This window comes from Zymomonas mobilis (genome assembly GCF_006715975.1).
Classification (GTDB): Bacteria; Pseudomonadota; Alphaproteobacteria; order Sphingomonadales; family Sphingomonadaceae; genus Zymomonas; species Zymomonas mobilis_B.
In genome coordinates this window covers 10,001-36,499 of sequence record NZ_VFOF01000001.1, presented here as the reverse complement: position 1 = coordinate 36,499, position 26,499 = coordinate 10,001, and the positions used below count along the sequence as shown (strand labels likewise).

Sequence of the window (26,499 nt, the reverse complement as noted above, 5' to 3'; positions counted from 1 at the left end):
GTTAACTTCTGCAAAAAAGTAAACTGCGATCAAAAGAGGCGGATACAGGCTTATTGGCAAAGAAAGCCAATAGACAGAGCCACCTTTTCTGGAAAATAAGGAGCCTCAATAAAACACGCCTATTTTCTTTAGGCGAATCGGTTTTCGAATCAGGAAGCACGTTATTTATGGATCAAACCGGCAGTAGACAGTGGACAGGCGCTATTCTGTTCAACAAAACTTTTTTGAAAAAATTGCTTTTGGGCAGTTTTTTCCCTGCCATTATGTTTTTATCGGGATGTGGTGGAGAAAAAGCCCATCCTGTTGTGACGCCTTCACCTGTTAAACGTCCCGTTGCTCCGATTCCGTCACCCGCCCGTCTGCCGAAATTACAAGGGATGACGGCGGCTAATCTTATTGATCTCTTTGGTCTACCCGATCAGGATATTGATGAGCCTTGGGTCAGACGTTTGCAATTCCAAAGCTCGATTTGTGTTTTGGATGCCTATCTCTATCCGCCTCATAAAAATGAAGAGATGACAGTCCGTCATATTGATGTGAGAGATTTACAGGGCAATGATTTCAATCAGGATAGCTGTCTCAAAAGGCTTCTTCTGAAACCGCGCCAGAAAGCATTATCCGAATAAGATATTTACGGATGATAGAAAATGATAATAGCGTGATAGGAAATAAAAAAACTCTATACTCGTAACTTCTGCGATTTTTGGCCTTTATCGCTCTATTTTCGTGTCAGACGGATTGCCGAAAGCGTCGCCCCTCGTTAGAAAAGCACCAAGTCTTTTGCCTGAGGCAAAGGTCATATTGTTATATTTCAGAATTGAGCGGGCATCATGCGCTATATCAGTACAAGGGGCGCGGCAGCCGCGCAGGATTTTAAAGGCGTTACCTTAACGGGGCTTGCCTCGGACGGTGGTCTCTATGTGCCGGAAAACTGGCCTTCTTTCAGCCGCGAGGATATCGCCGCTTTGGCTGGCTTATCCTATGTCGATACGGCGGTTGCGGTTATGCGGCCATTTGTCAGCGGCGTGCTGGATGATCAGGCTTTAAAAAATCTGTGCGAAGCCGCTTATGGCCAGTTTAACCACGCGGCAGTGACGCCGTTGGTGCAGCTGGATGAACGGAATTTTCTGCTTGAACTGTTTCATGGCCCTACCTTGGCTTTCAAGGATGTCGCTTTACAGCTTCTTGGTCATTTATTCGAAAAATTTCTTTCCGAAGAAAAAGGCCAAGATCTGACGATCGTCGGGGCAACCTCGGGTGATACGGGATCGGCGGCTATTTCGGCTGTGGCCGGACGTGCTGGTGTGCAGATTGTTATGTTGCACCCGAATGGTCGTGTTTCCGAAGTACAGCGTCGCCAGATGACGACGGTTCTTGATGACAATGTTCATAATGTCGCCATTGATGGCAGCTTTGATGATGCGCAAGCCATTGTGAAAGCGATATTCAACGACAGTGATTTCAGAAAACGTCATCGTTTAGGGGCTGTCAACTCGATTAACTGGGCGCGTCTGATGGCGCAGATTGTCTATTATTTCTATGCGGCTGTCCGTCTGGGCGCGCCTGACCGGAAAGTCGCTTTCTCTGTCCCGACGGGTAACTTTGGTGATGTCTTTGCTGGCTATGCGGCAAAGAAAATGGGTCTCCCTGTAGAAAGACTGATTGTCGCAACCAATATCAACGATATTCTTTATCGTGCATTATCTGCGGGTGATTATTCTGTTGGCAGTGTGACGCCAACCGATGCTCCTTCGATGGATATCCAGATCAGTTCCAATTTCGAACGTCTGCTCTTTGATCTGCATGGTCGAGATTCAGCTTCTTTGGCCGCTACCATGGCTAAATTCGAACAGAGCCGCGCTATCCAGATTTCGGATGCCATGCGTCAGCAGGCGGCAACGATCTTCAGCAGCAACCGGATTGATCCAGAAGAAATGGCCGCAACCATGCGCTGGGCTTCTGATAAAGCAGGGCAAGTTATCGATCCGCATACGGCGATCGGTCTTGCTGCTGCTCGTGAAACCGCCCTTCCCAAAGATGTTCCGGTCGTTACCTTGGCAACCGCGCATCCGGCTAAATTCCCTGATGCTGTTGCGCGTATCACGGGTAAAAATGCACCGTTACCGCATCGTCTGGCTGATCTTTACAGCCGCGAAGAACGTTGTGTTGAATTGCCTGCATCACGTCAGACAATTCAGGCTTATATCGATGCCGGATTTCAGCTTTGAGTCCTAGACTTCACCGTCTGTCTAATGGTCTGGCCATCGCTCTTCAACCGATGTCCGGAGTCGAGACGATGGCCGTTGGTCTTTATTCTAATGTGGGCGCCCGTTCTGAACCGGCACGCTATAGCGGACTGGCTCATATGGTCGAACATATGGTCTTCAAAGGTGCGGGTGAGCGTAACGCCCGCATGATTGCCGAGGCGGCCGAAAATTGTGGCGGCCAGCTCAATGCATGGACAGCCCGAGACCACACCGTTTTTCAGGCCAGAATGCTTTCCGAATATTGGGATTTGGGGTTAGAGCTGGTAGCCGATCTCGTCCGCAATCCGACTTTGGATAGTGACGAGCTGGAACGGGAAAAAAGCGTGGTCTTATCTGAATTAGGTGAATCTTATGATACGCCTGATGATATTATCCATGACCATTTACAATCGGTCGCTTTCAAAGATCAGGCCTTAGGTCGGCCAGTTTTGGGCGATGAAAAGACCATCAATGCTATTGATCGGAATGCCTTAAGCCAATGGGTAGGGCAGTATTACCAGCCGGAAGGTTTCGTTCTAGCTGCCGCTGGCAAAGTAGATGAAGATGCTTTTCTGAAAATGGCTGAAGATCGCTTTGGTGATTGGGAAAAAGGCCAATCTATCGAAGTTGAAAAGGCACATTTTACCAGCGGATGTCATATTGATCGGCGTGAAAGTGATCAGACCCATATAGCTTTGGGCTATCAAGGCTTTTCCTATCAGGATATCCGTTCCCACGCTTTAGCCTTGTTTGCTTCTATTTTGGGCGGGGGAATGTCCTCCCGATTATTCCAGACCCTTCGGGAACAGGAAGGCTTAGTCTATTCGGTTTATAGCTGGTCGCAATCTTGGCTCGAAACCGGTATTTTTGGTATATATTGCGCGGCAGATAAAAAAGACGCTGACAAAGCTCTGGCATTGATACGTAAGATCGTTGTCGATTCAGTCGGTTCAATGTCTGAAGAAGAATTGCAACGCGCTAAAGCACAGGCGAGGGCAGGGCTTCTGATGAATTTGGAAGGGGTTGCTGCCCGTTGCGATCATTTGGGACGGCAAATCCAAATCCATAACCGAATTGTTCACCCATCAGAAATTGTCGGATGGATTGATGCTGTTACATTGGATGATATCCGTCATGTCGGACAACAGGCGATATCCCAAGGCGAAGCCCTTGCCAGTGTTGGCGATGGGCTTACTCTTTCATAAAAAACGAAAATAAAAGGCAGGATAAAAATGGCGATCGATTCCCTGATCACCCTGACAGGCGAAGCATGGGAAGATTATGGTCTGGTCGATAGCGGCCACGGGCGTAAGCTTGAACGTTATGGGCGTTATCATTTTATCCGTCCCGAACCACAGGCGATGTGGAGTCCTGCTCAAGATAACTGGCAGGCTGACGGAGAATTTATCGGCGCTTCTGATGAAGACGGCGGCGGACGCTGGCATCTGAAACCCTATGTTCCCAAAGAAGGCTGGCTTTTGCAGTGGGAAGATGTCTGCTTTCTTGCCCAGAATACGTCATTTCGTCATTTGGCATTTTTCCCAGACATGGCACCACAATGGGCATGGATGAGAGAACGCGTTACCGAAAATGCCGAAATTCTTAATCTTTTTGGCTATACCGGCGTGGGCAGTCTTGCCCTTGCGGCAAAGGGTGCCAAGGTCACCCATGTCGATGCTTCTAAAAAATCAGTAGCCTCAGCTAAAAATAACGCTGAGCTCTCTGGCATGGCAGACAAACCTATTCGTTGGATTGTCGATGATGCTGTGAAATTTACCGCACGGGAAGCCCGTCGTAATCGGCGCTATGATGGTATTTTGATGGATCCCCCGAAATTCGGGCGAGGCCCTGCCCATGAAGTCTGGCGGCTGGAAGAAAATTTATCTGATTTGATAAGCGAAGCCGTCAAACTGCTAGATAAGAAATCAAAATTTCTAGTTTTGACGGTGTATGCTGTCAGAATGTCGGCTTTAGCCATTGGTGAATTGCTTTCTCAGGCGACGCAGCATCTGGGCGGATCTGTCGAAGTCGGTGAAATGGCGATCAAAGAAGAAGCACGCGGCCTCAATCTTCCAACGGCTATTTTTGCACGTTGGAAAAACGATCAATAAAAAACATCCTTTTGGGATATCCTGTTTTTAACAGAGGCACTGTGTTCCAGTGCCTCTGACGGGTTAATCGCTTTGAAAAATCAAGTTTTTCAGTCATTTTTGCTAAAAATTTGAGAAAATAGATATTTTTTTCATTTTTTTGTGAAATAGAGCTTGCCGAAATAAAAAAGCAATGCTAGTGACCCTCCCACGGCACCGGAAACGGTTAACCGAAATGCCAGAGCGGGCATAGCTCAGGGGTAGAGCACAACCTTGCCAAGGTTGGGGTCGAGGGTTCGAATCCCTTTGCCCGCTCCAGTTTCTACAAAAACAAGCACCTTTAGGGTGCTTTTTTTGTGCCCATTTCAAAAGGCATCTTTTCTGTCCTGTTTCAGAATAAACGATCTATTCGCCTTAATCTTCAGCGTCCATAAAATGAGATATATCTTTTCAAAAAGATGAGGCGCTGGTCACTTCTTAGGCCACGGTCTATATTCCTTCGGATTCTATCGGATGATCGTTTCATGGCGATTTATCCGGTTTGTATGGTTATGCACGCCTGCTTTGGCTATGTTCAGTGAATCACGGAGATGACGCGTCCTATGCTTTCCCTTAATCCTGAAACAACTGCCCTCGTCCTGATTGATTTACAAAACGGCATTATCAATCTGCCTTTGGAACCTTACGATGGCCAAAAGGCGCTGTCTGTCGGTAAAAATTTGGCTGAAAAATTCAGAGAAGCCGGTGCTCCAGTCTTTTTGGTCAGAGTAACTTTTTCTGACGGCTTTCCAGATGTTCCGTCCCAGAATGTCGATCAACCTGCCGATTATCCTGAAGGTGGTTTTTCGCCTGAATGGGATCAGTTTGCCGATGGTTTAAAACAGGCGAGTGATTTCGTGATTACCAAAAGACAATGGGGCGCTTTTTATAGCACCGAACTCGATCTTCAATTGAGACGGCGTGGTATTACCACCATTGTTTTAAGCGGTATTGCCACCAATTTTGGGGTTGAGTCTACGGCAAGGCAGGCATGGGAACATGGTTATGATCTGGTCATAGCTGAAGACGGCTGCACCAGTTTTTCACGCCCTTTGCATGATATGGCGGTTCAACAGATATTCCCGCGGCTTTCGCGCGTTGTGCAAAGTGAAAAGATAGTCCTGAAATAACCGGATGTTTACGCTCCCCCATGTATTCCGCCGGTTTTCCTTTGCGAACCATCACATCATGATCCAATGGGCGAGCCTGCTCTTGGGTTCAGTTCTTTTTATCAGCTTATTTGAAATGCTTCATCTGGGCGCCGCTTTGTTGTTGGGCGCTATGGCCGCCGCAATTTTAGTGGCCGTTATGGAAGGTTCGGTAGCTGTGCCGCGCTGGCCTTTCATACTGTCACAAGGGGTGATCGGTTGCATGATCGCCCATAGCATGCCGCTTCCGATCTTGGATTTGATGCTGCGGCAATGGCCGCTTTTTCTCGCCGGTGTTGTTTCGGTTATTCTGGTCAGCTCGCTTTTGGGTTAGTTATTGGTGCGTTTCCATGTCGTACCAGGAACAACGGCATTATGGGGATCTTCACCCGGTGCCGCATTAACCATGACCTTGATGGCTGAAGCCTATGGGGCTGATGTGCGACTGGTTGCCTTTATGCAATATCTGCGGGTTGTCTGCGTGGCCCTGGTCGCGTCTTCCATTGCCCAAATATCTATTGGCAGCCATCATATCTCTTCGTCGATTATATGGTTCCCGACTATCCATCCGCTTCCCTTTATCGAAACTTTGGCTTTGATCGGGGTAACCATACCTTTGGCAGCTTGGTTTAAAATTCCCGCAGGTGGTATTCTATTGCCTTTGGGAATCGGCGTCATTTTGCAAGATTTTGGCTGGTTGGATATCGAGTTGCCGTCATGGTTATTAGCAATCAGCTATACTTTGGTCGGCTGGAGTATTGGATTACGCTTTTCTCGATCGATTGTCCTCTATGCGGCGCGTTCTTTCTTTCGGGTTTTGGGCTCTATTCTGACGCTTATTCTTCTTTGTAGTGGTTTAGCCGTCATTCTGGCCAAAACTGCCCATGTTGATCTTTTAACTGCCTATTTAGCGGCGAGTCCTGGCGGTGTTGATTCTATTGCGGTTGTTGCTGCGTCAAGTCCGGTGGACATGCCTTTCGTCATGGGTATGCAGACCGTGCGCTTTGTGGTCGTTTTATTGACGGCTCCACCGATTGCTCGATACCTAAGTAGGAAAAAAGATAGAGATTCTTAAAGAAAAGAACGCGTCTCGCTAATAGCGTTTCATTATCAAGCGCTTAAACCAACCTGAAAAAGGCTTTTATCGAAAAATAATATATCAATATAATAACAATATTTTTTATAATGTTATGCTGTGGCGGATGTTATCCTTGACGAAATATGGTAGAATCATGGCTATAAAGAGTAGCAGATTTTAGACTGATACTTTGGGAGTCCGGTGATGCCTAGCTTGTTTGATCCCATCCGCTTCGGCGCCGTTACCGCAAAAAATAGAATTTTGATGGCGCCATTAACCCGTGGCCGTGCCACGCGTGAGCATGTTCCAACTGATATTATGGCCAAATATTATGCTCAACGGGCAAGTGCTGGTCTGATTATTTCTGAAGCTATCGGTATTACTCAAGAAGGTTCGGGATGGCCATACGCCCCCGGCCTTTGGAGTGATGCCCAAGTAAATAGTTGGCAGCCCATTACGCAGGCTGTCCATGATGCTGGCGGCCTTATTTTCGCTCAGCTTTGGCATATGGGACGATTAGTTCCTTCCAGTGTCAGCGGAATGCAGCCCGTCGCGCCTTCTGCCAGTCAGGCACCGGGATTGGCGCATACCTATGACGGTAAAAAGCCTTACGATATGGCGCGTGCCTTACGTCTGGATGAAATTCCCCGCCTCCTTAATGATTACGAGGTTGCGGCAAAGAATGCGTTGAAAGCGGGTTTCGACGGTGTGCAAATTCATGCCGCCAATGGCTATTTGATTGATGAATTTATAAGGGATGGTGCCAATCATCGTAGTGATGCCTATGGCGGCTCCCCAGAAAATCGTATCCGTCTTCTGAAAGAGATAACGGAGCGGGTTATTGCGACGGTTGGCGCTGACCGGACAGCAGTCAGATTATCACCTAATGGCGAAATACAAGGTTTGGTTGATAGTCATCCCGAACAGGTATTTATACCGGCTGCTGAAATGCTATCCGATTTGAATATTGCTTTTCTCGGTATGCGGGAAGGGGCTGTCGATGGCACTTTTGGTCAGACCGATCAGCCCAAATTATCACCGGAAATACGCAAAGTCTTTAAGCCGCCTTTAGTGCTTAATCAGGATTACACTTTTGAAAAAGCACAGGCTGCGCTTGATTCTGGCGTTGCTGATGCGATCAGCTTTGGCCGTTTGTTTATCGCCAATCCTGATTTACCGCGCCGCTTCTTTGAAAAAGCCCCGCTTGCCAAAGATGTGATCGAAACATGGTATTCCGCTGGTGCCAAAGGTTACACCGATTATCCTTTTATCGATGGCTAGTAGAAACGGTTATGCGATTTATGGCCTGTTTGCTTTGGTCGGCAGGCAGGCCATTTTAAATGCCAATCTTATTTCTAGATGAGTGACCCATTGAGCCATATCTCAATCAAGAGTCTGTTTTTTTCAGCGCTATAGCCTATGTCTAGAAATCTGTTTTTCACGAAAATGGTTTCTGATCGCTGATATATGTCACTTCCTCTCGTTCTTCCCGATAAGGCCCAAAAGCTCCTTTTGCATTCCTGTTGCGCACCTTGTTCAGGGGGCATCATGGAAACCCTCTTTGAGGCGAGCATTGATTATACGGTGTTCTTTTATAATCCGAATATCCATCCCGAGCCGGAATATCGGTTACGGAAAGAAGAAAATATCCGTTTCGCGAATAAGCTAGGCGTGCCTTTTGTTGATGGGGATTATGACAGCGATAATTGGTTCCTCCGAACAAAAGGGATGGAGCATGAACCTGAAAGAGGCACGCGCTGTAGCTTATGTTTTGATATCCGTTTGGAACAGGCGGCTCTTTTTGCGCATGAACACGGATTCCCATTGATGAGCAGTTCTTTGGGGATTTCTCGCTGGAAAAATTTTGAACAAGTTGTGGCTTGCGGCCAGCATGCAGCGGCGCGTTATGCTGGCCTCAGCTATTGGAATTTTAACTGGCGGAAAAAAGGCGGTACCAACCGCATGTTGGATGTCAGCAAACGCGAAAATTTCTATCAACAGGAATATTGTGGCTGTGCTTATTCCTTGAGAGATGCCAATGCTCACCGGCTTTCGCAAGGTCGTCCTACCATCAAGACACGAAAATACTATGGCAAAGACTAAGCCTTAAATCAGATAGGGTAGGGGTAAAACATCCCGCATTATGTTTTCTGGAAAAGGCAGTCTGAATATGAATGATTCTCCTATCCTTTTGGCAACTTCTCTTGCGGCTCCATTAGAAAAAATATGGCTGCAGCATTTGCAAGCTGCGATGCCAGAAGAAAAAATCATAACCTTGGATCAGGTTCAGGATGCTTCAGCTATCGAAATTGCTTTGATTGCCAATCCGCCGGCTGGCGCTTTAGGGCATTTCTCAAATCTGAAGTGGATACAGAGTCTTTGGGCAGGCGTTGAAAACCTGCTGGCCGATAAAACGCTGCCCGATATCCCTATCTGTCGTTTGATTGATCCTGATTTATCGCAAGCCATGGCTGAAACGGTGGTCGCTGCTGTCATGGGGGTACACCGCTATTTCGATATTTTTAAAGCACAGCAGCAAAAGAAAATATGGGCGCAGCTTCCCTCTCGTTCCACGCGAGACTGTCAGGTGACGGTTCTGGGGTTAGGCGAAATGGGACGTGTATCGGCGGCCTCATTGGTTTCTTTAGGCTTTGTCGTAAAGGGCTGGAGTCGCTCAAAGAAAACACTGAAAAATATCGAAACCTATCAAGGGGCAGATGGTCTAAGAGAGGCTGTTGATCGGGCTGATATTCTGGTTAATTTGCTTCCCTTAACCGATCAGACCAAGGGTATTCTTAGCCGGAATCTTTACCAGTATCTGGCTCCTGATGCTTGTCTTGTTAATTTGGGACGGGGAGCGCATCTTATTGAGGCGGATCTTCTTGAATATCTTGATAAAAGTCGCATGCGCCACGCCGTGCTCGATGTTTTCAGCATCGAACCGTTGCCAGAAGATCATGTTTTTTGGGAACATCCGCGTGTTACGGTACTGCCCCATATCGCGGCTACTACTAACCCCGTCTCAGCTTCGTCGGTGATCGCTAAGAATATAAGATTATACCGCCAAAATGGCATGATACCCGTCGGCTGTAACCGTTCTTTGGGATACTGATCTATCGCTGCTGAGCCGATTTTTTGTTATTTTGGGTATGATAATGAGAAAGACAGGTTATCAGCGGGACTGACAGCAGCACCGCAATTAAACGCACTGTTTGCATCGCCATGATAAAAGCCATATCGACCCTGTCTGGGGAAGATGCTGCAATAATGGCAATAGAATCAGAACCTCCGGGGCTCGTTGCGAGATAGGCTGTTAGCGGATCAATATGTGTGAAATGCACTAACAACGCGCCCATGCACCCACAGAGTACGATCAAAACAATAATAGCTACAAAAACTTTAAAGAAAGAATGGGCAACATAGCTTACAACGGGTCTAGAAAAACGCATCCCGATATTCCAGCCGAGCATCGTATAGCTAAAAGCCAATAACAAAGGCGGCAGGGTTAAATTCAGATAGCCTAAATATTGTAAGATCAGCCCTGAGAATAAAGGCAGCAGCAAGCGACCATTGGGAATATGGAAAAGGCGAGATATCGGCATCGCTACCAAAATGAGTGCGAGCGTCTTTGCAAGGCTCATCCAGTCGATCAGTGGAAACCAGACAATCGAAGGCAGCTGATAGCCGCTATTACCAGATGCCATCCATATTTGAGAAATAAAGGAAGCGATAACCGCGACGCAGATAACTCTGAAATACTGCATGAAGGCGACAAGGCGGATATCGGCATCATAGGATTCGGACAGCAGGGTCATAACCGTTGCGGCACCAGGGGCGGCACCCCATAAAGCCGTCGTTCCGGGAAAAATTTTCCATCGAGTCATCAGCCATCCGATTAGGTTGCTGATAATAATAACCGAAAAAACGCCGCCTAAGAAAATAGGCCAATCTTTGATTATTTCGCCCAATATTCGGAAGGATAGGTTATGCGCTACCATGCAACCGATAACGCCCTGCGCAAAAGAGAAGGGTTTTTTAGATAACCGGACACGGCCATTCAAAACAGAAAAGATGATCGCCGCTGACATGGGGCCTAACAGCAAGGCTGCTGGCATATGTAGGCTATTCCAAAGTAAGGTGAAAAAAAGGGACGCCAGAATCAGTCCCGTCCACTGCCACAGCACCGGCCAGTTTTTTAATGTCCAGCGGGACGGCGGGCATAGAAATTTCACCATTCAAATCTCAATATGCTAGTCATCATTTGCGGCTTAAAATACTGAAAGCCACATGGAAAACGTCATCATTATAGTTTTATAATGATAGTCCGGATATCAGGCCGCTTACAGGCAATAAAGCCCCAATAGACATCCGAATCGGGAAATAGTTTGAAGAAAGCCACCTATAGTCTGATATAGGATTAAAATATAATAAGCTTTATTGTTTATAATCAAACAATAAAAACAAAGTTTATTTTTTGTAAAATGATAGGCTGGGAAGTATACTGTTCACTAATATTTGAATAGTGACATTATTTTTACAAAAGCAACTTTAAAAACGAAGCTTTTTTTTAATTAATTTTATGGGGGAGAATAACAAAATAAAAACTGTGTAATGGTGCGCCCGGAACGATTCGAACGTCCGACCCTCAGATTCGTAGTCTGATGCTCTATCCAGCTGAGCTACGGGCGCATTCTGTATGCTTAAAGCAATTATAATGACAAATCAAAAACTTAACGTCTTTGTCTCTGTCCGTAGCGCACAATTAGAGAAACTCTTTTCTTTATGCAAGCCTTATTTTTAAGATTCTTTGTTTTTTTTAAAAAAATAGGAATAGCTTTTCTGGATGTTGATTTCTTTTTCTGGCCCCCATTGCCTAAATCATAAAAAATAAAATAAAAACAATAGCTTAACTCAATTTAAAAAAAGAGATGATCGCTTTGATATCCTTGATAGCTATTTTTAGTTTTTTATCTTTTTGTAAAAAAAGAAACTTTCAGGATAAGACAGGGCTTCAATGAAGTTCAGAAGGACAGCAATATTTTTTTTGAAAAACACTTACCGACTTTATTTCAAGAGAGATCTAATCCCATAAATTGAGTGTCAAAACGGTAACGTCTTTCTTCGACAGTTTATCTATGAAGAGGCTTTCCGAGAAATTGAATAAGACTTTCCTAGTTTTGAAGCCTGTTCTTATTTTCGTGCATAAAAAAGTTCGAAAAAAAAGGGGCAGTTTTTTTCTACCCCCCACAAACAAAATTTCAAAAATAGAATTAAGGCGTTGGTTTCTATCCAAAAGGTTGCACACTGCCACTTCGAATAAAGATCATGGCGTTAATTCTGCAAACGCTCGCCAAGCTGCGTCACTTTTTCTTTTTCTTCTTTATCCATATTTTGCAGCTTATCAGAAATCTCATCCAGCTTTTTGCCGCTGATTGGCGGGTTATGCTGGAGCAATGTCACGCGCTTTTCTTCTAGCTGCATCAACGCATTTAACATCGGGTCTCTTCCAGTGGAGGCCAAACTTGTTAGACTTTGCTGTGCCGCAATCCAGTTTTCATTTTGGGATTTTGCAATCAGGCATTGCGTATCTGAGGCCTTACAAGAAAAATGCAATTTCGCAATCTGTGTTGAAAGCTGATTGGCCTGTTTCCCAAAAAGAGCATGGCCGTTTTCGGCTGTGTTCAGAATTTTTTCGAGTTGGGCATTAAATTCCGGATCATCCGGTAAATTAACCGTCTGGGGCTGCACATCCTCGATAATATGCGTTTGTATTGCTTGCCGCTCCAAAGGGCGGGGTTCCAAAGACGGGAATCTTTTATCCGCCTTACAGCCGGACAAAGCAAAACCCAGACAACAGCAACCGATTCCTAACAGGCCATAAAATGGCCTGCTAGAAGAGTTGCCTGACTGGATAACATTTTTTGAAAGAAGCGGATTAACCATTCAAAAGCTTTGCAGCATGAACCGCATGATAGGTCAGAACGCCTGCAGCACCCGCCCGTTTGAAACAGGTGAGCGTTTCCAAAACGGCTTTGTCTTTATCGAGCATGCCAGCAGCAAAAGCGGCTTCCAACATCGCATATTCGCCAGATACCTGATAGGCGAAGACCGGCAATTTAAAGCTTTCTTTGACGCGGTATAAAACGTCAAGATAAGGTAAGCCGGGCTTGACCATGACGCTATCAGCCCCTTCTGCGATATCCATAGCGACTTCACGCAAGGCTTCATCGCTATTGGCCGGATCCATCTGGTAAGTTTTCTTGTCGGCTTTAAAAATACCGGCTGACCCTACGGCATCGCGGAAGGGATTATAAAAGACGCTCGCATATTTTGCGGCATAGGACATGATCTGGACGTTGCGATGTCCTTCACTTTCCAACATTTCGCGAATAGCGGCCACACGACCGTCCATCATATCGGACGGCGCAATAATATCTGCACCGGCTTCGGCTTGAACGCGCGCCTGCTTGATCAGCAATTCTTTGGTTTCGTCATTCAAGACGTAACCCTGATCATCAATAACGCCATCATGACCGTGGCTGGTATATGGGTCGAGTGCAACATCGGTTAATAAACCGATATCAGGCACCGCATCTTTGATGGCGCGGATAGCCTGACACATCAGATTGTCAGCGTTCCACGCTTCTTTCCCGTTTTCGCTCCGTTTGGATATGTCCGTATTCGGGAACAATGCCAAACAGGGGATACCCAGACTATGTGCCAATTTGGCCTGTTCGACAATCAAATCGACAGACCAACGGAACACGCCGGGCATAGATTGGACGGCCTCTTTCACCGATTTTCCACCCGTTACAAATAACGGCCAGATGAAATCGGCAGGGGTCAGGACATTTTCGGAATGCATACTCCGGCTCCACGCGGAAGCACGAACGCGACGAAGGCGCGTTGCCGGATATTGGGTAGGGACTAAAGACATAGTAATTTATTAAAACAGCTCTTTTATAATGACCAGACAGAATCCTATCGAATTACAGATATCTACAAAAAACCCCTGCCGTTATGAACAGAACGACAGGGGTTTTAAGCGAAATTCTTGCAAAGCTTTTACATCAGGCGATCAAGGGCGGCTTTCAACTTAGAAATTTCGCCCACAAAACTTTCAAGTCTTTCCCGATTTTCAGCGACAACTTCGGGCTTTGCCCGTGCGACAAAATTGGGATTGCCAAGACGTTTCTCTGTCGCCGTCTTTTCTTTCTCGACCGCTTCGATCGCTTTTTTCAGGCGACCTCTTTCAGCATCAAGATCAATGACGCCTTCCAAAGGCAATACAAAGGTGGCTTCATCAACAACGATCTGCGCCGCCGCGCCTTTAGGGGCGGCCTCTTCGTGGATCGACTCGATTCGTGCCAATCTTTTAATAAAGGGATCAAAGCGTTCCAGACTTTTTACGGTCTTTTCTGGAATGCCATGGCTATGCAGCGGTACCTTAAGAGCCGGCGGCACATTCAATTCTGATCGGGTTGCTCTGATCGCTGTGATAAGGCGGATCAACCAATCAATATCATTTTGGGCTGTCTCATCGACCGTCCAATTCTGATAATCCGGCCATGAAGCGATAATCAGATCATGATCGCGGTCACCCAAGGCATGCCATAATTCTTCTGTGATAAACGGCATGATCGGGTGCAGCATGATCAAAATCTGATCAATGACCCAGCCCAGAACCGACAAAGTTTCTTGCAGCTCACCCTGATCCTGATTTTCTGAAGACATCAGAATCGGCTTAATCAGCTCAAGATACCAATCGCAGAAATCATTCCAGACGAAATGATACAGACTGTTGGCCAACTCATCGTAACGCATATCGGTAATATGCTGATCCAGTGAGCGGGCAACGCGAGCAGTTTCGGCAATGATCCAGCGGTTGGTGGTTAAGCTTGCTTCTGGCGGCTGTTTCGATTTGTTGACGGCGCAGTTATTATTCTGAGCAAAACGAACCGCATTCCACAATTTGGTAGCAAAATTGCGATAGCCTTCAACCCGCTTTTCATCGAGCTTGATATCGCGTCCCTGACTTTCCATCGCGCAAAGCGTGAAGCGCAAGGCATCTGCACCGTATTTATCAATCAGCCCAAGGGGGTCGACCGTATTGCCTTTTGATTTAGACATTTTCGAGCCATCAGCCGCCCGAACAAGTCCATGCAAATAAAGCTTCGGAAAAGGCACATCCTTCATGAAATGCAAACCCTGCATAATCATGCGGGCATCCCAGAAGAATAGAATGTCAAAACCAGAAATCAGGACATCATTCGGATAGCGACCCGAGGCTCTCGGATCTTTTTCCGGCCATCCCAAGGTAGCAAAAGGCCATAATGCTGAAGAAAACCACGTATCCAGCACATCAGGATCACGACGAAGATTGACGCCTTTACCTGCTTTTTCTTGGGCGGCATCTTCATTTTCGGCAACGATAGCCTGACCATCATCGGTATACCATACCGGTATCTGATGACCCCACCAAAGCTGGCGTGAAATACACCAAGGCTGAATATTTTCCAGCCAGTTATAATAGGTTTTTGTCCAGCTTTCCGGAATGATCTTGATTTTGCCAGAACGTACCGCTTCCAAAGCCGGCTGTGCCAGCTTTTCAGCATCAACATACCATTGGTCGGTCAACCAAGGTTCGATCGGCACACCAGAGCGATCACCATAAGGCGTCTGAATGACACGGTCTTCGATTTTATCAAGGAAACCGAGTGCTTCGATTTTTTCGACAATGATCTTGCGGGCTTCGAAACGATCGAGGCCAACCAGTTCTGCTGGAACATCATTTTCGGCAGTCTGGATAACGCGGGCGCTACTATCCAGCATGTTTAACATGTCAGCCGGTTTGATGCCTGCCCGTTTTCCGACTTCGAAATCGTTAAAATCGTGACCCGGGGTAATTTTCACGGCGCCTGATCCCAATTCAGGATCAGCATGAATATCGGCAATAATTGGAATTAGACGGTTGGTGATCGGTAAACAGATATTTTTGCCGATGAGGGCTTTATAGCGTTCATCATCGGGATTAACCGCAACCGCCATATCGGCCAACATGGTTTCCGGACGGGTGGTAGCCACCACGATTTCACCGGAACCATCCTCTAATGGATAACGGAAATGCCAGAAATGGCCTTGAACTTCACGGCTTTCGACTTCGAGATCGGAAATTGCCGTTCCCAGATGAGGGTCCCAGTTAACCAGCCGTTTGTCGCGGTAGATTAAACCTTCATTATAAAGAGAGACGAAGACTTTGATAACGGCTTCGGAGAAGCCTTCATCCATAGTAAAGCGTTCATGCGCCCAGTCGCAAGATGCGCCCAAACGGCGAAGCTGGCGGGTAATCGTGCCGCCGGATTCAGCTTTCCATTCCCAAACTTTATCGACAAAAGCTTCACGGCTCATATCGGTACGCTTCTGGTCGATCTTGGCCAGATTGCGTTCCACAACCATTTGGGTGGCAATACCAGCATGATCGGTTCCGACAACCCATAAGGCATCTTTGCCTTTTAATCGGGCATGACGCACCAAAATATCTTGCAAGGTATCATCCAGCGCATGGCCGATATGTAAAGAGCCGGTAACGTTGGGCGGGGGAATGACCAGAGTGAAAGGATCAGCTCCCGGTCGTTCCGGATGGAATAAGCCTTTTTCTTCCCAATGGGTATACCAACGGGATTCTATCGTGGCAGGATCAAACGTCTTATCTATGGTCATAAGGGCTGTTTCTATCGCCTCCTTTCGGGGGATGCCAGCCGCAATATTACGTTAAAGGCGCTTTTTATGAAGGATTCTTGAGATTGAAGGCGTATAGCCTGATTGAAAAGAAAATGGACAGCCTGATTTCAGGAAGAAATAATGCTTAGAAAAAAATCGAAAGATTTTTCAATTTCGCCTACCATCATATTGTTGATATCCGAAGTTATCAGTTTTTTTCTGCTTTTCAGCACGATAATTCTTGTCTGTTCCGTGGCGTCACATGCTGCGACTCCGGCTATCCCTGTCTATGATTATCAAATCGTCCATAGTTATCCCCATGATACTAAGGCCTTTACCGAAGGTTTATTTTACCGGAACGGTTATTTCTACGAAAGCACCGGCCTGAACGGCCATTCGTCTATTCGGAAAGTCGATATTGAAACGGGCCAAACGCTGCAAAAAATAGACATCGGAAAAAGTTATTTCGGTGAAGGTATCAGCGACTGGAAAGATAAAATCATTGGGCTGACTTGGCAAAGCCAGCTGGGTTTTGTCTGGAATATTAAAAATTTACGGCAGGTCAGAAGCTTTCACTATGAAGGTGAGGGCTGGGGGCTGACCCATAACGATCAATATCTGATTATGAGTGACGGCACACCTGTTCTGCGCTTCCTTGATCCGGAAAGCCTGACAACCCTTCGTATGATTACTGTGACAGCGCATGGGGAAGAATTACCGGAATTAAATGAACTGGAATGGGTCGATGGCGAAATATTCGCCAATGTCTGGCAAACGAACAAGATTGTTCGCATCGATCCCGAAAGCGGTAAAGTCACCGGCATTATTGATCTGACTGGTCTTTTGGATCAAGCGGGGCCTTTGCCTTCACCGATAGATGTCTTGAACGGCATCGCATGGGATAAAGATAACCACCGCTTATTTGTCACCGGTAAATTATGGCCGAAGATATTTGAAATCACCCTCATCCCCCATGTCAGCAGACATAAATAAAATAGCCTTGGGATGATATTGGGCGGTTTTGAAAAAGGATTTTAGGGCATTCATTCAAAATAAAGGCGTTTTTTGCTATTTCCTAAAATGTCTATTTTTCAGGAAATAGCCAACCGTCTTTGAAATGCGGCAACGCCTTAATAGAAATATTAGAGATGCTGTCCGGTAATTCTGGATATTTCGCGGGAAACCATAGCTTCGACGATTGCTGGCAAGTTGGAATCTAACCAGTCTTTCAGCATGGGGCGCAGCATTTCTTTAACGAGGTCTTCCAGGGTTAAATCCTGATGGGAAGTCTGGCTGACCATCATCGCAGACAGGTTTTTTAAGGCTTGGCGACTTGCCTGTTCTGCTTTTTCTGACATGAGAGAATCCTGCGATTTTGAAGAGTGACCATTTAACGGGGTATTATTTTCAGTATAATCGCGATGCTCGTTATTCATCGGCTGATCCTTCGATAGGCTAGAGGTAACGGGATCCGTCAATTCCAAGACACTACTATCCGAATCATGTTTACGCAGATCATCGGAATGATCCGTTTCTGGTGATAAGGAACGGCCATTGGGTTTTCGGTCACCATCCGCAATAATGCGTTTGATAGAAGCCAAGATGTCTTCCATCGAAGGGTCAGGTCGCATATCCATCATGCTCACAATGTGCCTGTTTCTGTTTTTTTTGTCACGAGTAGTTTTGTATAATTATATTAACGGCAATATCACTGTGATATTTTAGCCGGAAATAGCCTTATACAGAAAGGGTTTTTAACCCTTATGTCATGGAAACGGATTAAATTAGCCGAATTCTGAAGACAAGATAAACCGTAAAAGCCTGCTTTTTCAACAGGATTTGCCGTTTTTTATTTATAATCAATCAGAAATATTCATATTTTCCATGAGAAAATCGATTTTTATATGATTATTTTACCCATTCTGTCTGGCTTCTATCAATAGCCTGTTGTGTGGCTTTATCGGGCTTCCTACATTCTTGTAAAAGAGCAGGAGATTATATGGGCATCCACGCTTCCGGTCATAGAAGTTCTGATGTTTCTGATTCGCATGAAGCTTCTTTCCATCAAAAAACAGCAGACGAGCTCTTTTCTCGGGATCAGGCGATGTTGTTACGTTTCCTAGCAAGACGTAACCGCCTGTTAGCCACATGGGCAGCCGAGATGATGCATCTGACCCCTGAAGAGGCCGATCCTTATACCAAAGGATTTGTTGGGGCTGGCTTTGAAGAAATGGACGAAGAAAGCATTGTGTCCCGTTTGTTGGGGGACATTCTGTCAGCGCATGTTGAAATAGAAGAAAGCCAGATTCGAGCTATGCTTGATCGTAAATCGATTGAAGCCAAGCGCCAATTATTGGGAGTTGTGTAGCGTATGGCCATGACCATCGAAGAGATTGAACAGTTTATTATTACGGCTGTCCCTGATGCGAAAATAGAAGTCACCGATATGGGGGGCGATGGGGAGCATTATAGCGCGGTTGTGACGGCGGCTTCTTTTAAAGGCTTATCCCGTTTGGCACAGCATCGCCTTGTCTATGATGCCTTTGGCGGACGTATGGGGGAAGAGCTTCACGCGTTAAAGCTGACGACCCGGATTGCGGAATAACCTGCTTGAAAAAGCGCATTTTATTTTTGAAATTTATTAAAGGGAATGTTGTTTATGGCTGATACGATCAACGACCGGATCAAGGAAATTCTGGAAAAAAGTCCGGTAGTGTTATTTATGAAAGGCACGCCTCTTTTTCCGCAATGCGGATTTTCTAATCAGGTCGTCGCCATTTTGAACAATATTGGCATCGAATATGACTCTGTCGATGTTTTACAAGATCCAGAAATCAGACAGGGGATCAAGGTTTATTCCGATTGGCCAACCTTCCCGCAGCTTTACATTAAAGGCGAACTGGTCGGCGGCTGCGATATCATTACGGAAATGTTCGAAAATGGTGAGCTGGCTGAATTGGCTCAAAAAGAAAATATTGCCCGAAAATAAGACGGGCAATGACAAATTGGGGATAATATAATTTCTATGACAACGACATCGAAAAAGTGGCTTTGGTTTTTTGCAACCATACTACTTTTTCTGTTGATTATCCTTTTTGCGATTAGGTTGGGAACCAGAAATTTTCTTGATTTCTATTCCCGTCCTTCGCTGGAAACTGTGACGAGCAGCAGTTTGCAATCCATTCGGGAAGAAAACCGGCTGACGGTTTTTATGGCGCGTTATGTCGCGGTCTCGACGTCAAGCGAACAGCATTTTGGTTTCTCTGCCAGAAAAACCCTAATTATGCCGGGGAATGTGCGGTACGAAGTCAATTTGGCTGCGCTTTCACCGCATGATTTGAAATGGGATAACGACCGTCATCTTTTGACCGTATCTCTCCCTCCTATAGAAATAAGCCAACCGGAAGTTGATATGGCCTCTCTCCGGGAATATGATTCCGGCGGCATGCTTATGGCGTTGACGGATGCTGAACAACAACTTGATTCAGCCAACCGAAAAGCTGCTATAGAAGATTTATCACGACAGGCTCGGAATAATCTGTCAATGAAGCTGGCAAATGAAGCGGCATGTCGGGCGGTAGAACGGGCGTTTTTGATGCCTCTTAAATCTGCCGGCCTTACCGCAAATGTTGAAGTCCGCTTTAGGAGTTAAGGAGTATATCGGGAATGAATGCGCCGTTAAATAATTTGGTTCAGACCGATTGGGTACAAGAAATCAAGCGTCTGAAAAAAGAGCGCAATGCTGTTATCTTGGCGCATTACTACCAAACGCCTGAAATTCAGGATATTGCCGATTTCATCGGTGACAGTCTCGATCTTTCCCGCAAAGCCGCCGCAACCGATGCTGATGTTATCGTTTTTTGCGGTGTCCGCTTTATGGCTGAGGTCGCAAAAATCCTGTCACCGGAAAAAACAGTTCTGGTTCCCGATATGGAAGCCGGATGCTCGCTTGAAGACAGTTGCCCGCCAGAAGAACTGGCCGCCTTCCGAAAAGCGCATCCTGATCATATCGCTTTGACCTATATTAACTGCTCTGCCGAGGTAAAAGCCTTATCTGATGTCATCGTGACATCCTCTTCGGCTGAAAAGATTTTATCCCAAATACCTGAAGATCAGCCGATTATTTTTGCGCCTGATCGTAATCTGGGCGCATGGCTGAACCGGAAAACAGGGCGCGATATGCTACTTTGGCCGGGTTCTTGTATCGTTCACGAAAATTTTTCAGAAACCGAATTACTGAAATTAAAGCAGCATTATCCTGATGCCCCGATTGCCGCTCATCCAGAATGTCCGGCGGCTATTTTGGATCATGCCGATGTAGTCGGTTCGACCCGCGCTATTTTGGAATTTGCGTTAAGTTCAAAGTCCGATACCATTATCGTTGCAACGGAACCCCATATTATCCACCAGATGGAAAAGGCGGCTCCGAATAAGAAATTTATCGGTGCGCCCGGTATGGACGGCAACTGTAATTGCAATATGTGCCCCTATATGGCGCTTAATACGATGGAAAAGCTCTATCTGGCATTGAAAAATATGGCACCAGAAGTCACCCTCGACGAAAAAACGCGGCTGGCGGCTAAAAAGCCATTGGATAAAATGCTTGAAATGGCCTCTTCAACGGTAGGCACTGGCGATCTTGGCGCTATAGCTACTGCCAAATAATCGGATGTGAAGGGCTTTAATTAATGCAGGATAATTCGGGGCTTACCACTGGCCATCCGCCGCGTTCGGCTTTTCATCATTCTACGCCTTGGCAGAATGACAAACATGCCGAAGCACCTTCATGGGCAAAAAATATCAACCTTCCGACAGGAATGGTGCTCGATATTGAGGGTTTTGATGCGGAAGCCTTTATCCGTTCTACCTTGGCGGAAGACCTCGGACAGGCAGGCGATATAACAGCTAATGCCGTTATTCCTGAAGAATCTGTTTTTTCGGGTGTCATGGCGACACGTGAACCTATCGTTGTCGTCGGATTACCTTTGGCTGCGGCATTTTTTAAAGCCCTTGATCCACAAGCTGAAATTGAAATTTTGGCAAAAGAAGGCGACTTCTTACCTGCAGGGCAAATTCTTCTAAAAATCAAAGGCAAAGCGCGTGCGTTATTAGAATGCGAACGCTCTGCGCTCAATCTTTGCCAGCATCTTTCTGGCATAGCGACTATGACCCGCCAATATGTCGATGCAATTGAGGGCACCGGCACTATTTTGCTTGATACGCGCAAAACCATTCCGGGTTTAAGGTTGCTTGAAAAATACGCGACCCGTATGGGTGGCGCGCAAAATCACCGCATGGGGCTTGATGATGGCGCCATGATTAAAGATAATCATATTGCCGTTGCTGGTAGTGTCGGACTGGCGGTTAGAAGAGCCACCGAAGCACATATTCCTTATATTATTGTCGAAATCGACAATCTTGATCAGATCAAGCCCGCTTTGGATGAAGGTGCAACACATTTGTTGTTGGACAATATGACGCCGGACACCCTCAAAAAAGCGGTGTCTATAGTAAAGGGTAAAGTGCCGACCGAGGCATCTGGTGGTGTGCAGCTTGATAATATCCGAGCGAGAGCAGAAAGCGGCGTGACCTATATTTCTGTAGGTCGATTGACCCAATCTGCACCGGCCGTTGATATCGGACTGGATTTTTCCTTATTGCCGTCCGTTTAATAACTCATTTTTTATTGTCACCAGCCAATGATTGGGTATCTAGTCACTTTGGTTTTCAGTTTTTATAGCCGGTTTCAATGACCGGCTATTACAGGAAAAATCAGTGAAAAATACCTACAGGCTTATCAAAAAAATAGCTTTAACAGGCTGTTTATTAGGCATCTGTGTCAGCGGCAGTGTTTGGGGCGCTCCACAAAAAAGCGCCTTGCCTGCTCATTCTGACAGCTCTACCGAACAATCTAATAATCATACTATTTCGATTTCTGGCTATGTCTTGGCGCTTCAATGGTCACCCGAATATTGCCGCGGAAAAACGACCAAGGCCGCCGATGCCTATCAATGTGGCAGTGGCCGCTTCTTTGGTTTTATTTCCGAAGGTTTATGGCCAGAAGATGCCCAGCAAAAACGGCTGCAATCTTGCAAGGACGCAACGCCTTTATCACCGGCAATGGTTGATAAAATGGCTGATATTACGCCATCAGCTCAATTGTTACAGCAGCAATGGGCAAAATATGGTGTCTGTGTTGCCCCTAAACCGGAAGAGTATTTTTCGCGAACAACGACACTTTTTCGGAAAATACACCTGCCTGATATGAATAAATTGTCCAGTGATCCCGATTTAACTATTGCTCGGGTCAAGGACGCCTTTCTTGAAGCGAACCATCATTTAAATGCGAATGCTATAAAAATAGCCGTTAATCGCAAAAACTGGCTCACCGGAATAAGAATATGTTATAATTCTGACTTCAAGTTTCAGGATTGTGCCGTGGATTCTTCGGCATTACCTGCCGAGATGAAGATAAAAATTAAACCCGGTTTCCAATTACGGCCAGTGTTTGGATGATAGAGACAATCTTTCTAATTTTATTTCAAAATAAAGGCTGACAAAATGGCCTTTGCAGAAAAAAACGACATCACTGCTTTATGGGCTGAAAATAGCCGTATCAGGACAGTAAAAGAAACAGAATCCACGAATAACGACATGCGTCTTCTCGCAGATCAAGGTCTTCCCGAAGGCTTCTGGTTAAAAGCGGATACACAGACAAAAGGACGTGGACGGCAAGGGCGGCAATGGCAGTTGCCAGAAGGTAATCTCGCAATCAGCACATTGGTTCGTCTAAAAAAAACAGATTCCAACCTGTCAGGCCTTGCTTTTGTGGCGGCGCTGGCCTTGTATCAGGCGGCTAGCCTTTTCGTGAAACCAGAGCTGCTTTCGTTAAAATGGCCTAACGATCTTATGCTGAAAGGGGCGAAATGCGCGGGTATTTTGCTTGAAGGTCATGAAGATGCTATGATCTTTGGCTTCGGTGTTAATCTTAAACAGGCTGCAAAATTAGATCGCCCAACGGCAGCTCTCGCTGATTTTACGGATAAAGCACCAGAAAAAACGGCTTTTTCCGAAGCATTAGCCGCTTCTTTTTCAGATTGGTTAGATATCTGGCGTAAACAAGGTATTGAAATTATTCACGATAACTGGTTGAAAAAAGCACATAATATTCATACTCCGCTTACTATCCATAAGGAAAATGGCGAATTGGTTTGCGGATATTTTGCAGGCCTTGATTCTAGCGGGGCTCTAAAGTTACGTTTGCATACTAATCAAATATGTCTGTTTCATAGCGGTGATGTTTTGTTAGCAAGGTCATAAAATGTTTTCTTTGTTCAGGAATTAATACATGCTGCTCGCTATTGATGCCGGCAATACAAATATAGTTTTTGCGTTGGTCGATGGGCGGGAAATTCGAGCGCGATGGCGGATTGCAACAGAAGGTCGGCGAACAGCAGACGAATATGCTGTTTGGCTGGTGCAGTTAATGGCTATCGGGGGATTTACACGCGAAGAAATTGATAGCGTCGTTATTTGTACAGTTGTTCCGCGTACGCTACATAATCTTGAGGTGCTATCGGCGAAATATTTTGGCGTAAAAGCTTTAATCGCTGGAACACCCCCTCTGGAATGGGGCATGGATATTGATGTAGTTAGCCCTGAAACCGTCGGCGCAGATCGATTGGTGAATGCTATCGGGGCTCATCATCTTCATTCCGGCCACAAGATAGCGATTGATTTCGGAACGGCGACGACTTTTGACTGGATAGATGAAAAAGGGGCATATCGAGGAGGGATCATTGCCCCGGGTATTAACCTGTCACTGGATGCTTTGGTTGCAACGGCAGCGCGCTTGCCACGGATTGCAATCGAGATTCCGAAAACAGGGAAAGTCATCGGGCGTAGTACAGAAGAAAGCATGCATAGCGGTATCTATTGGGGATATATCGCTATGATAGAAGGCTTAACAGAGAGAATGAAACAGGAAATCGGCCATCCTGTGACGGTTATAGCCACCGGCGGTTTGGCTTCTCTTTTTGCCGTGCACACTTCTGTTTTTGACGTGATCGAGCCTGATTTAACTATTCGGGGCATGGCGCTGCTTTACGAGCGCGGAGCTCCTACGAAATTCACTGCGCATTCCGGTGGGTTTGCTGCAGATTTTAGCCCCCTGTAATCGGGGATTTTTACTACTCTGTTAAGATGAAAGCGAATGATAGTCTGTGAAAAGACCAGGTAAAGAACTACTTTTTCTGGCCCTTGGTGGGTCAGGCGAAATCGGAATGAATGCCAACCTCTATGGTTGTGATGGCAAATGGGTAATGGTTGATCTTGGTATCACTTTTGGTGATGCCAATTATCCGGGCGTAGAAGTTATTTTACCGGATATTGAATTTATAGAAGATCGGGCAAAAGACCTCCTTGGCATTGTCATTACCCATGGTCACGAAGATCATATTGGTGCCATTCCTTATCTTGCTGCTGATTTGGGCGTGCCTATTTATGCAACCCCTTTCACTGCGGGGCTTATCCGCAGCAAGTTACAAGAAGAACGCATCGCCGATAAGGTTAAGCTCCATGTTATCGATAACAATGGCCAGTTTAATTTAGGTTCATTTCATTTTAATTACATTCCACTTGCCCATTCGATTCCTGAAGGAAATGCGCTTCTTATCGAAACGCCTTACGGAAATGTTTTCCATACGGGCGATTGGAAACTGGATGATGACCCGTTGGTTGGCAATACGACCAATGCGAAAATGCTCAGAAAAGTCGGTGATAACGGCGTTCTGGCTTTGGTGTGCGATTCAACTAATTCTTTTAATGAAAAAACATCCGGTTCCGAAGGCGATGTTCGAAAAGGACTGGATGAAGTTATCCGCAAGGCACCTGGTCGCGTTCTTGTAACGACCTTTGCTTCCAATGCCGCGCGCATCCAGACATTGGGGCAGGTTGCTCAAGATGTTGGACGGCATTTGGTTGTCGCCGGTAGATCTATCGAAAAGATTATCAAAATCGCCCAAAGTACGGGATATTTGATGGATTTCCCTAAAACGCTTTCTTATGACGAAGCGATGCGGCTACCGCCTGAAAAGGTAATGATCGTGGCTACCGGAGGGCAGGGTGAATCCCGCGCAGCGCTTTCTCGTATTGCCTTTGATAGCCATCATCTGAAATTATCAGCGGGCGACAGTGTTATTTTCTCATCTCGTCAGATTCCCGGCAATGAGATCGCTGTTGGACGTATTCAGAATGCTTTGGCCGCCAAAGGCATCCGCATGGTAACCGATCGTCAGGCAATGATTCATGTTTCGGGTCACCCAGGACGGCCTGATTTGCAGGCAATGTATCGCTGGATTCGACCAGAAATGCTTATCCCTGTTCATGGTGAATTGCGCCATATGGCAGAACAAGCGCGCCTTGGTTTGGCAACGGGCATTCCCCGTAGTCTAGTTCAGGGCAATGGTGATCTTATTCGTCTTGCACCTAAAGGGCCTGTCTTTGTTAGCCATGAAAATACAGGCCGCTTGCTCTTGGATGGTGATGTTATTTTATCAGCCAATGGCCCAACGATCGGTGAACGCCGGAAAATGGCGATTAATGGCCTGATCTCGGTCAGCTTGGCGGTTGATAAGCATAATCACCTTAAAGGCCACCCGACGATCAGCCTGCATGGTGTGCCGATCGAAGCCGATCGTATCGAATTTATCGAAGATGCCTCTCGGGCTGCGATTAAAGCAGTTAATGATGGCCATAAAAGCGAAGAACGGATGCGGGAAGCTGTCCGGCTTGCTGTCCGGCGGCGTGCCCATCATTGGACAGGGAAGAAACCTATCGTCGATGTTGTGGCCGTTCACGTCTAATATCAGGGAATATAGCGTTATAGTCTGATAGCGCCTATTTCTTGCTTAATGATAAGATCCTGCTGGATATTTTTCTGGCAGGATTTTTTTTTGCTTGTTCTAAAATTATAATTTGAACCTGCATCAGGATATATTGGCCGTAGCCTCGGTTGTTTCAGTCAAAATTAACGCGCGTAGCAAAACAGCTCGAGAAATCTTCACGCAATAAAAAAGGAAAAACGATGGGTAATCCTGTGAAAAACTTTTTCGCACATGTTTTTAACGGAGAGATAACCGAGGCGTTAAAATCTGTTCAGCCAGATTGCGTTTTTGAAG

25 protein-coding genes, 2 tRNA genes and 1 pseudogene (1 of these 28 running past the window's edge) are annotated in these 26,499 nt (G+C 46.1%); 22 read left to right on the top strand and 6 right to left on the bottom strand.

Features of this window, described 5'->3' with window-relative positions:
• Positions 1-167 precede the first annotated feature (167 nt).
• From FBY58_RS00180 to FBY58_RS00135, 10 genes and pseudogenes are all read left to right on the top strand, one after another.
• Positions 168-626, top strand: coding sequence for a hypothetical protein (locus tag FBY58_RS00180; RefSeq protein ID WP_141918783.1), 459 nt, complete (start codon positions 168-170; stop codon positions 624-626).
• Positions 627-830: 204 nt separating this feature from the next.
• Positions 831-2,228: a threonine synthase gene (gene thrC / locus FBY58_RS00175; RefSeq protein ID WP_141918782.1), complete on the top strand. Its 1,398-nt coding sequence runs from the start codon at positions 831-833 to the stop codon at positions 2,226-2,228.
• Complete coding sequence (locus FBY58_RS00170) at positions 2,225-3,451, top strand: pitrilysin family protein (RefSeq protein ID WP_141918780.1); 1,227 nt, start codon at positions 2,225-2,227, stop codon at positions 3,449-3,451. Before thrC ends, FBY58_RS00170 begins: the two co-directional genes overlap by 4 nt.
• A 27-nt stretch (positions 3,452-3,478) precedes the next feature.
• A complete protein-coding gene (locus FBY58_RS00165; protein WP_141918778.1) occupies positions 3,479-4,357 on the top strand; it encodes a class I SAM-dependent methyltransferase in 879 nt (292 codons plus the stop codon).
• Between the two features lie 222 nt (positions 4,358-4,579).
• Positions 4,580-4,654, top strand: a tRNA-Gly gene (locus FBY58_RS00160).
• 284 nt (positions 4,655-4,938) lie between these two features.
• Positions 4,939-5,505, top strand: a complete 567-nt coding sequence (locus FBY58_RS00155) for a hydrolase (protein ID WP_141920566.1) — start codon at positions 4,939-4,941, stop codon at positions 5,503-5,505.
• A 4-nt stretch (positions 5,506-5,509) separates the two neighbouring features.
• Positions 5,510-6,598, top strand: a pseudogene (locus tag FBY58_RS00150) (AbrB family transcriptional regulator).
• A 207-nt stretch (positions 6,599-6,805) separates the two neighbouring features.
• Entirely contained in the window at positions 6,806-7,882 is a 1,077-nt protein-coding gene (locus FBY58_RS00145) for an alkene reductase (protein ID WP_141918776.1), read from the top strand.
• A 186-nt stretch (positions 7,883-8,068) separates the two neighbouring features.
• Positions 8,069-8,704 (top strand): epoxyqueuosine reductase QueH, encoded by a 636-nt coding sequence (locus tag FBY58_RS00140; protein ID WP_141918774.1) that lies wholly within the window; start codon positions 8,069-8,071, stop codon positions 8,702-8,704.
• A 67-nt stretch (positions 8,705-8,771) separates the two neighbouring features.
• Positions 8,772-9,713, top strand: a complete 942-nt coding sequence (locus FBY58_RS00135; protein WP_141918772.1) for a glyoxylate/hydroxypyruvate reductase A — start codon at positions 8,772-8,774, stop codon at positions 9,711-9,713.
• A 1-nt stretch (position 9,714) separates the two neighbouring features.
• Here FBY58_RS00135 and FBY58_RS00130 read toward each other — a convergent pair whose 3' ends face one another.
• The 5 genes from FBY58_RS00130 to FBY58_RS00110 all read right to left on the bottom strand — a co-directional run bounded on the left by FBY58_RS00130 (position 9,715) and on the right by FBY58_RS00110 (position 16,321).
• Positions 9,715-10,836, bottom strand: a complete 1,122-nt coding sequence (locus FBY58_RS00130) for an AbrB family transcriptional regulator (protein WP_141918770.1) — start codon at positions 10,834-10,836, stop codon at positions 9,715-9,717.
• 377 nt (positions 10,837-11,213) lie between these two features.
• Positions 11,214-11,290: transfer RNA gene (locus FBY58_RS00125), tRNA-Arg, on the bottom strand.
• Positions 11,291-11,932: 642 nt separating this feature from the next.
• Entirely contained in the window at positions 11,933-12,544 is a 612-nt protein-coding gene (locus tag FBY58_RS00120; RefSeq protein ID WP_141918768.1) for a hypothetical protein, read from the bottom strand.
• Positions 12,537-13,538 (bottom strand): porphobilinogen synthase, encoded by a 1,002-nt coding sequence (gene hemB / locus FBY58_RS00115; protein ID WP_141918766.1) that lies wholly within the window; start codon positions 13,536-13,538, stop codon positions 12,537-12,539. Before hemB ends, FBY58_RS00120 begins: the two co-directional genes overlap by 8 nt.
• Before the next feature lie 128 nt (positions 13,539-13,666).
• The gene (locus tag FBY58_RS00110) at positions 13,667-16,321 is read right to left on the bottom strand and encodes a valine--tRNA ligase (RefSeq protein ID WP_141918764.1); all 2,655 of its coding nucleotides are present in this window, start codon (positions 16,319-16,321) and stop codon (positions 13,667-13,669) included.
• Between the two features lie 141 nt (positions 16,322-16,462).
• On the opposite strand from FBY58_RS00110, the gene FBY58_RS00105 reads away from it, so the two are divergent.
• On the top strand, positions 16,463-17,314 hold the full coding sequence (locus FBY58_RS00105) for a glutaminyl-peptide cyclotransferase (RefSeq protein WP_141918763.1): 852 nt from the start codon (positions 16,463-16,465) through the stop codon (positions 17,312-17,314).
• 149 nt (positions 17,315-17,463) lie between these two features.
• On the opposite strand, the gene FBY58_RS00100 is transcribed toward FBY58_RS00105, so the two are convergent.
• Positions 17,464-17,961, bottom strand: coding sequence for a DUF2497 domain-containing protein (locus FBY58_RS00100; protein WP_260431976.1), 498 nt, complete (start codon positions 17,959-17,961; stop codon positions 17,464-17,466).
• 359 nt (positions 17,962-18,320) lie between these two features.
• Here FBY58_RS00100 and FBY58_RS00095 point away from each other — a divergent pair, with 359 nt between their 5' ends.
• From FBY58_RS00095 to FBY58_RS00045, 11 genes are all read left to right on the top strand, one after another.
• Positions 18,321-18,689, top strand: a complete 369-nt coding sequence (locus FBY58_RS00095; RefSeq protein ID WP_141918762.1) for a DUF1476 domain-containing protein — start codon at positions 18,321-18,323, stop codon at positions 18,687-18,689.
• Between the two features lie 3 nt (positions 18,690-18,692).
• Entirely contained in the window at positions 18,693-18,926 is a 234-nt protein-coding gene (locus FBY58_RS00090) for a BolA/IbaG family iron-sulfur metabolism protein (protein ID WP_141918760.1), read from the top strand.
• A 54-nt stretch (positions 18,927-18,980) separates the two neighbouring features.
• A complete protein-coding gene (grxD, locus tag FBY58_RS00085; protein ID WP_141918758.1) occupies positions 18,981-19,310 on the top strand; it encodes a Grx4 family monothiol glutaredoxin in 330 nt (109 codons plus the stop codon).
• Between the two features lie 36 nt (positions 19,311-19,346).
• The gene (locus FBY58_RS00080; RefSeq protein ID WP_141918756.1) at positions 19,347-19,973 is read left to right on the top strand and encodes a DUF4230 domain-containing protein; all 627 of its coding nucleotides are present in this window, start codon (positions 19,347-19,349) and stop codon (positions 19,971-19,973) included.
• 14 nt (positions 19,974-19,987) lie between these two features.
• A complete protein-coding gene (nadA, locus tag FBY58_RS00075) occupies positions 19,988-20,986 on the top strand; it encodes a quinolinate synthase NadA (RefSeq protein ID WP_141918754.1) in 999 nt (332 codons plus the stop codon).
• 23 nt (positions 20,987-21,009) lie between these two features.
• Complete coding sequence (nadC, locus tag FBY58_RS00070) at positions 21,010-21,993, top strand: carboxylating nicotinate-nucleotide diphosphorylase (protein ID WP_141918752.1); 984 nt, start codon at positions 21,010-21,012, stop codon at positions 21,991-21,993.
• 103 nt (positions 21,994-22,096) lie between these two features.
• Positions 22,097-22,837, top strand: coding sequence for a ribonuclease T2 family protein (locus tag FBY58_RS00065; protein ID WP_141918750.1), 741 nt, complete (start codon positions 22,097-22,099; stop codon positions 22,835-22,837).
• 45 nt (positions 22,838-22,882) lie between these two features.
• Positions 22,883-23,641: a biotin--[acetyl-CoA-carboxylase] ligase gene (locus FBY58_RS00060; RefSeq protein WP_141918748.1), complete on the top strand. Its 759-nt coding sequence runs from the start codon at positions 22,883-22,885 to the stop codon at positions 23,639-23,641.
• Positions 23,642-23,669: 28 nt separating this feature from the next.
• Positions 23,670-24,497, top strand: a complete 828-nt coding sequence (locus FBY58_RS00055) for a type III pantothenate kinase (RefSeq protein WP_141918746.1) — start codon at positions 23,670-23,672, stop codon at positions 24,495-24,497.
• 46 nt (positions 24,498-24,543) lie between these two features.
• The gene (locus FBY58_RS00050) at positions 24,544-26,184 is read left to right on the top strand and encodes a ribonuclease J (RefSeq protein ID WP_141918744.1); all 1,641 of its coding nucleotides are present in this window, start codon (positions 24,544-24,546) and stop codon (positions 26,182-26,184) included.
• Between the two features lie 221 nt (positions 26,185-26,405).
• A protein-coding gene (locus tag FBY58_RS00045) for a nuclear transport factor 2 family protein (protein WP_141918742.1) crosses the window boundary here: on the top strand, positions 26,406-26,499 show its 5' end (the start). 290 nt of this gene lie beyond the right edge of the window; the window shows 94 of its 384 coding nt (coding positions 1-94); its start codon is at positions 26,406-26,408; its stop codon lies beyond the right edge, outside the window.

What these genes read in the sequence shown, in the direction of transcription:
- FBY58_RS00180 (WP_141918783.1), top strand. Translation starts at nt 168, where the DNA reads ATGGATCAAACCGGCAGTAGACAGTGGACAGGCGCTATTCTGTTCAAC.
- thrC (WP_141918782.1), top strand. Translation starts at nt 831, where the DNA reads ATGCGCTATATCAGTACAAGGGGCGCGGCAGCCGCGCAGGATTTTAAA.
- FBY58_RS00165 (WP_141918778.1), top strand. Translation starts at nt 3,479, where the DNA reads ATGGCGATCGATTCCCTGATCACCCTGACAGGCGAAGCATGGGAAGAT.
- FBY58_RS00155 (WP_141920566.1), top strand. Translation starts at nt 4,939, where the DNA reads ATGCTTTCCCTTAATCCTGAAACAACTGCCCTCGTCCTGATTGATTTA.
- FBY58_RS00145 (WP_141918776.1), top strand. Translation starts at nt 6,806, where the DNA reads ATGCCTAGCTTGTTTGATCCCATCCGCTTCGGCGCCGTTACCGCAAAA.
- FBY58_RS00140 (WP_141918774.1), top strand. Translation starts at nt 8,069, where the DNA reads ATGTCACTTCCTCTCGTTCTTCCCGATAAGGCCCAAAAGCTCCTTTTG.
- FBY58_RS00135 (WP_141918772.1), top strand. Translation starts at nt 8,772, where the DNA reads ATGAATGATTCTCCTATCCTTTTGGCAACTTCTCTTGCGGCTCCATTA.
- FBY58_RS00130 (WP_141918770.1), bottom strand. Translation starts at nt 10,836, where the DNA reads ATGGTGAAATTTCTATGCCCGCCGTCCCGCTGGACATTAAAAAACTGG.
- FBY58_RS00120 (WP_141918768.1), bottom strand. Translation starts at nt 12,544, where the DNA reads ATGGTTAATCCGCTTCTTTCAAAAAATGTTATCCAGTCAGGCAACTCT.
- hemB (WP_141918766.1), bottom strand. Translation starts at nt 13,538, where the DNA reads ATGTCTTTAGTCCCTACCCAATATCCGGCAACGCGCCTTCGTCGCGTT.
- FBY58_RS00110 (WP_141918764.1), bottom strand. Translation starts at nt 16,321, where the DNA reads ATGACCATAGATAAGACGTTTGATCCTGCCACGATAGAATCCCGTTGG.
- FBY58_RS00105 (WP_141918763.1), top strand. Translation starts at nt 16,463, where the DNA reads ATGCTTAGAAAAAAATCGAAAGATTTTTCAATTTCGCCTACCATCATA.
- FBY58_RS00100 (WP_260431976.1), bottom strand. Translation starts at nt 17,961, where the DNA reads ATGATGGATATGCGACCTGACCCTTCGATGGAAGACATCTTGGCTTCT.
- FBY58_RS00095 (WP_141918762.1), top strand. Translation starts at nt 18,321, where the DNA reads ATGGGCATCCACGCTTCCGGTCATAGAAGTTCTGATGTTTCTGATTCG.
- FBY58_RS00090 (WP_141918760.1), top strand. Translation starts at nt 18,693, where the DNA reads ATGGCCATGACCATCGAAGAGATTGAACAGTTTATTATTACGGCTGTC.
- grxD (WP_141918758.1), top strand. Translation starts at nt 18,981, where the DNA reads ATGGCTGATACGATCAACGACCGGATCAAGGAAATTCTGGAAAAAAGT.
- FBY58_RS00080 (WP_141918756.1), top strand. Translation starts at nt 19,347, where the DNA reads ATGACAACGACATCGAAAAAGTGGCTTTGGTTTTTTGCAACCATACTA.
- nadA (WP_141918754.1), top strand. Translation starts at nt 19,988, where the DNA reads ATGAATGCGCCGTTAAATAATTTGGTTCAGACCGATTGGGTACAAGAA.
- nadC (WP_141918752.1), top strand. Translation starts at nt 21,010, where the DNA reads ATGCAGGATAATTCGGGGCTTACCACTGGCCATCCGCCGCGTTCGGCT.
- FBY58_RS00060 (WP_141918748.1), top strand. Translation starts at nt 22,883, where the DNA reads ATGGCCTTTGCAGAAAAAAACGACATCACTGCTTTATGGGCTGAAAAT.
- FBY58_RS00055 (WP_141918746.1), top strand. Translation starts at nt 23,670, where the DNA reads ATGCTGCTCGCTATTGATGCCGGCAATACAAATATAGTTTTTGCGTTG.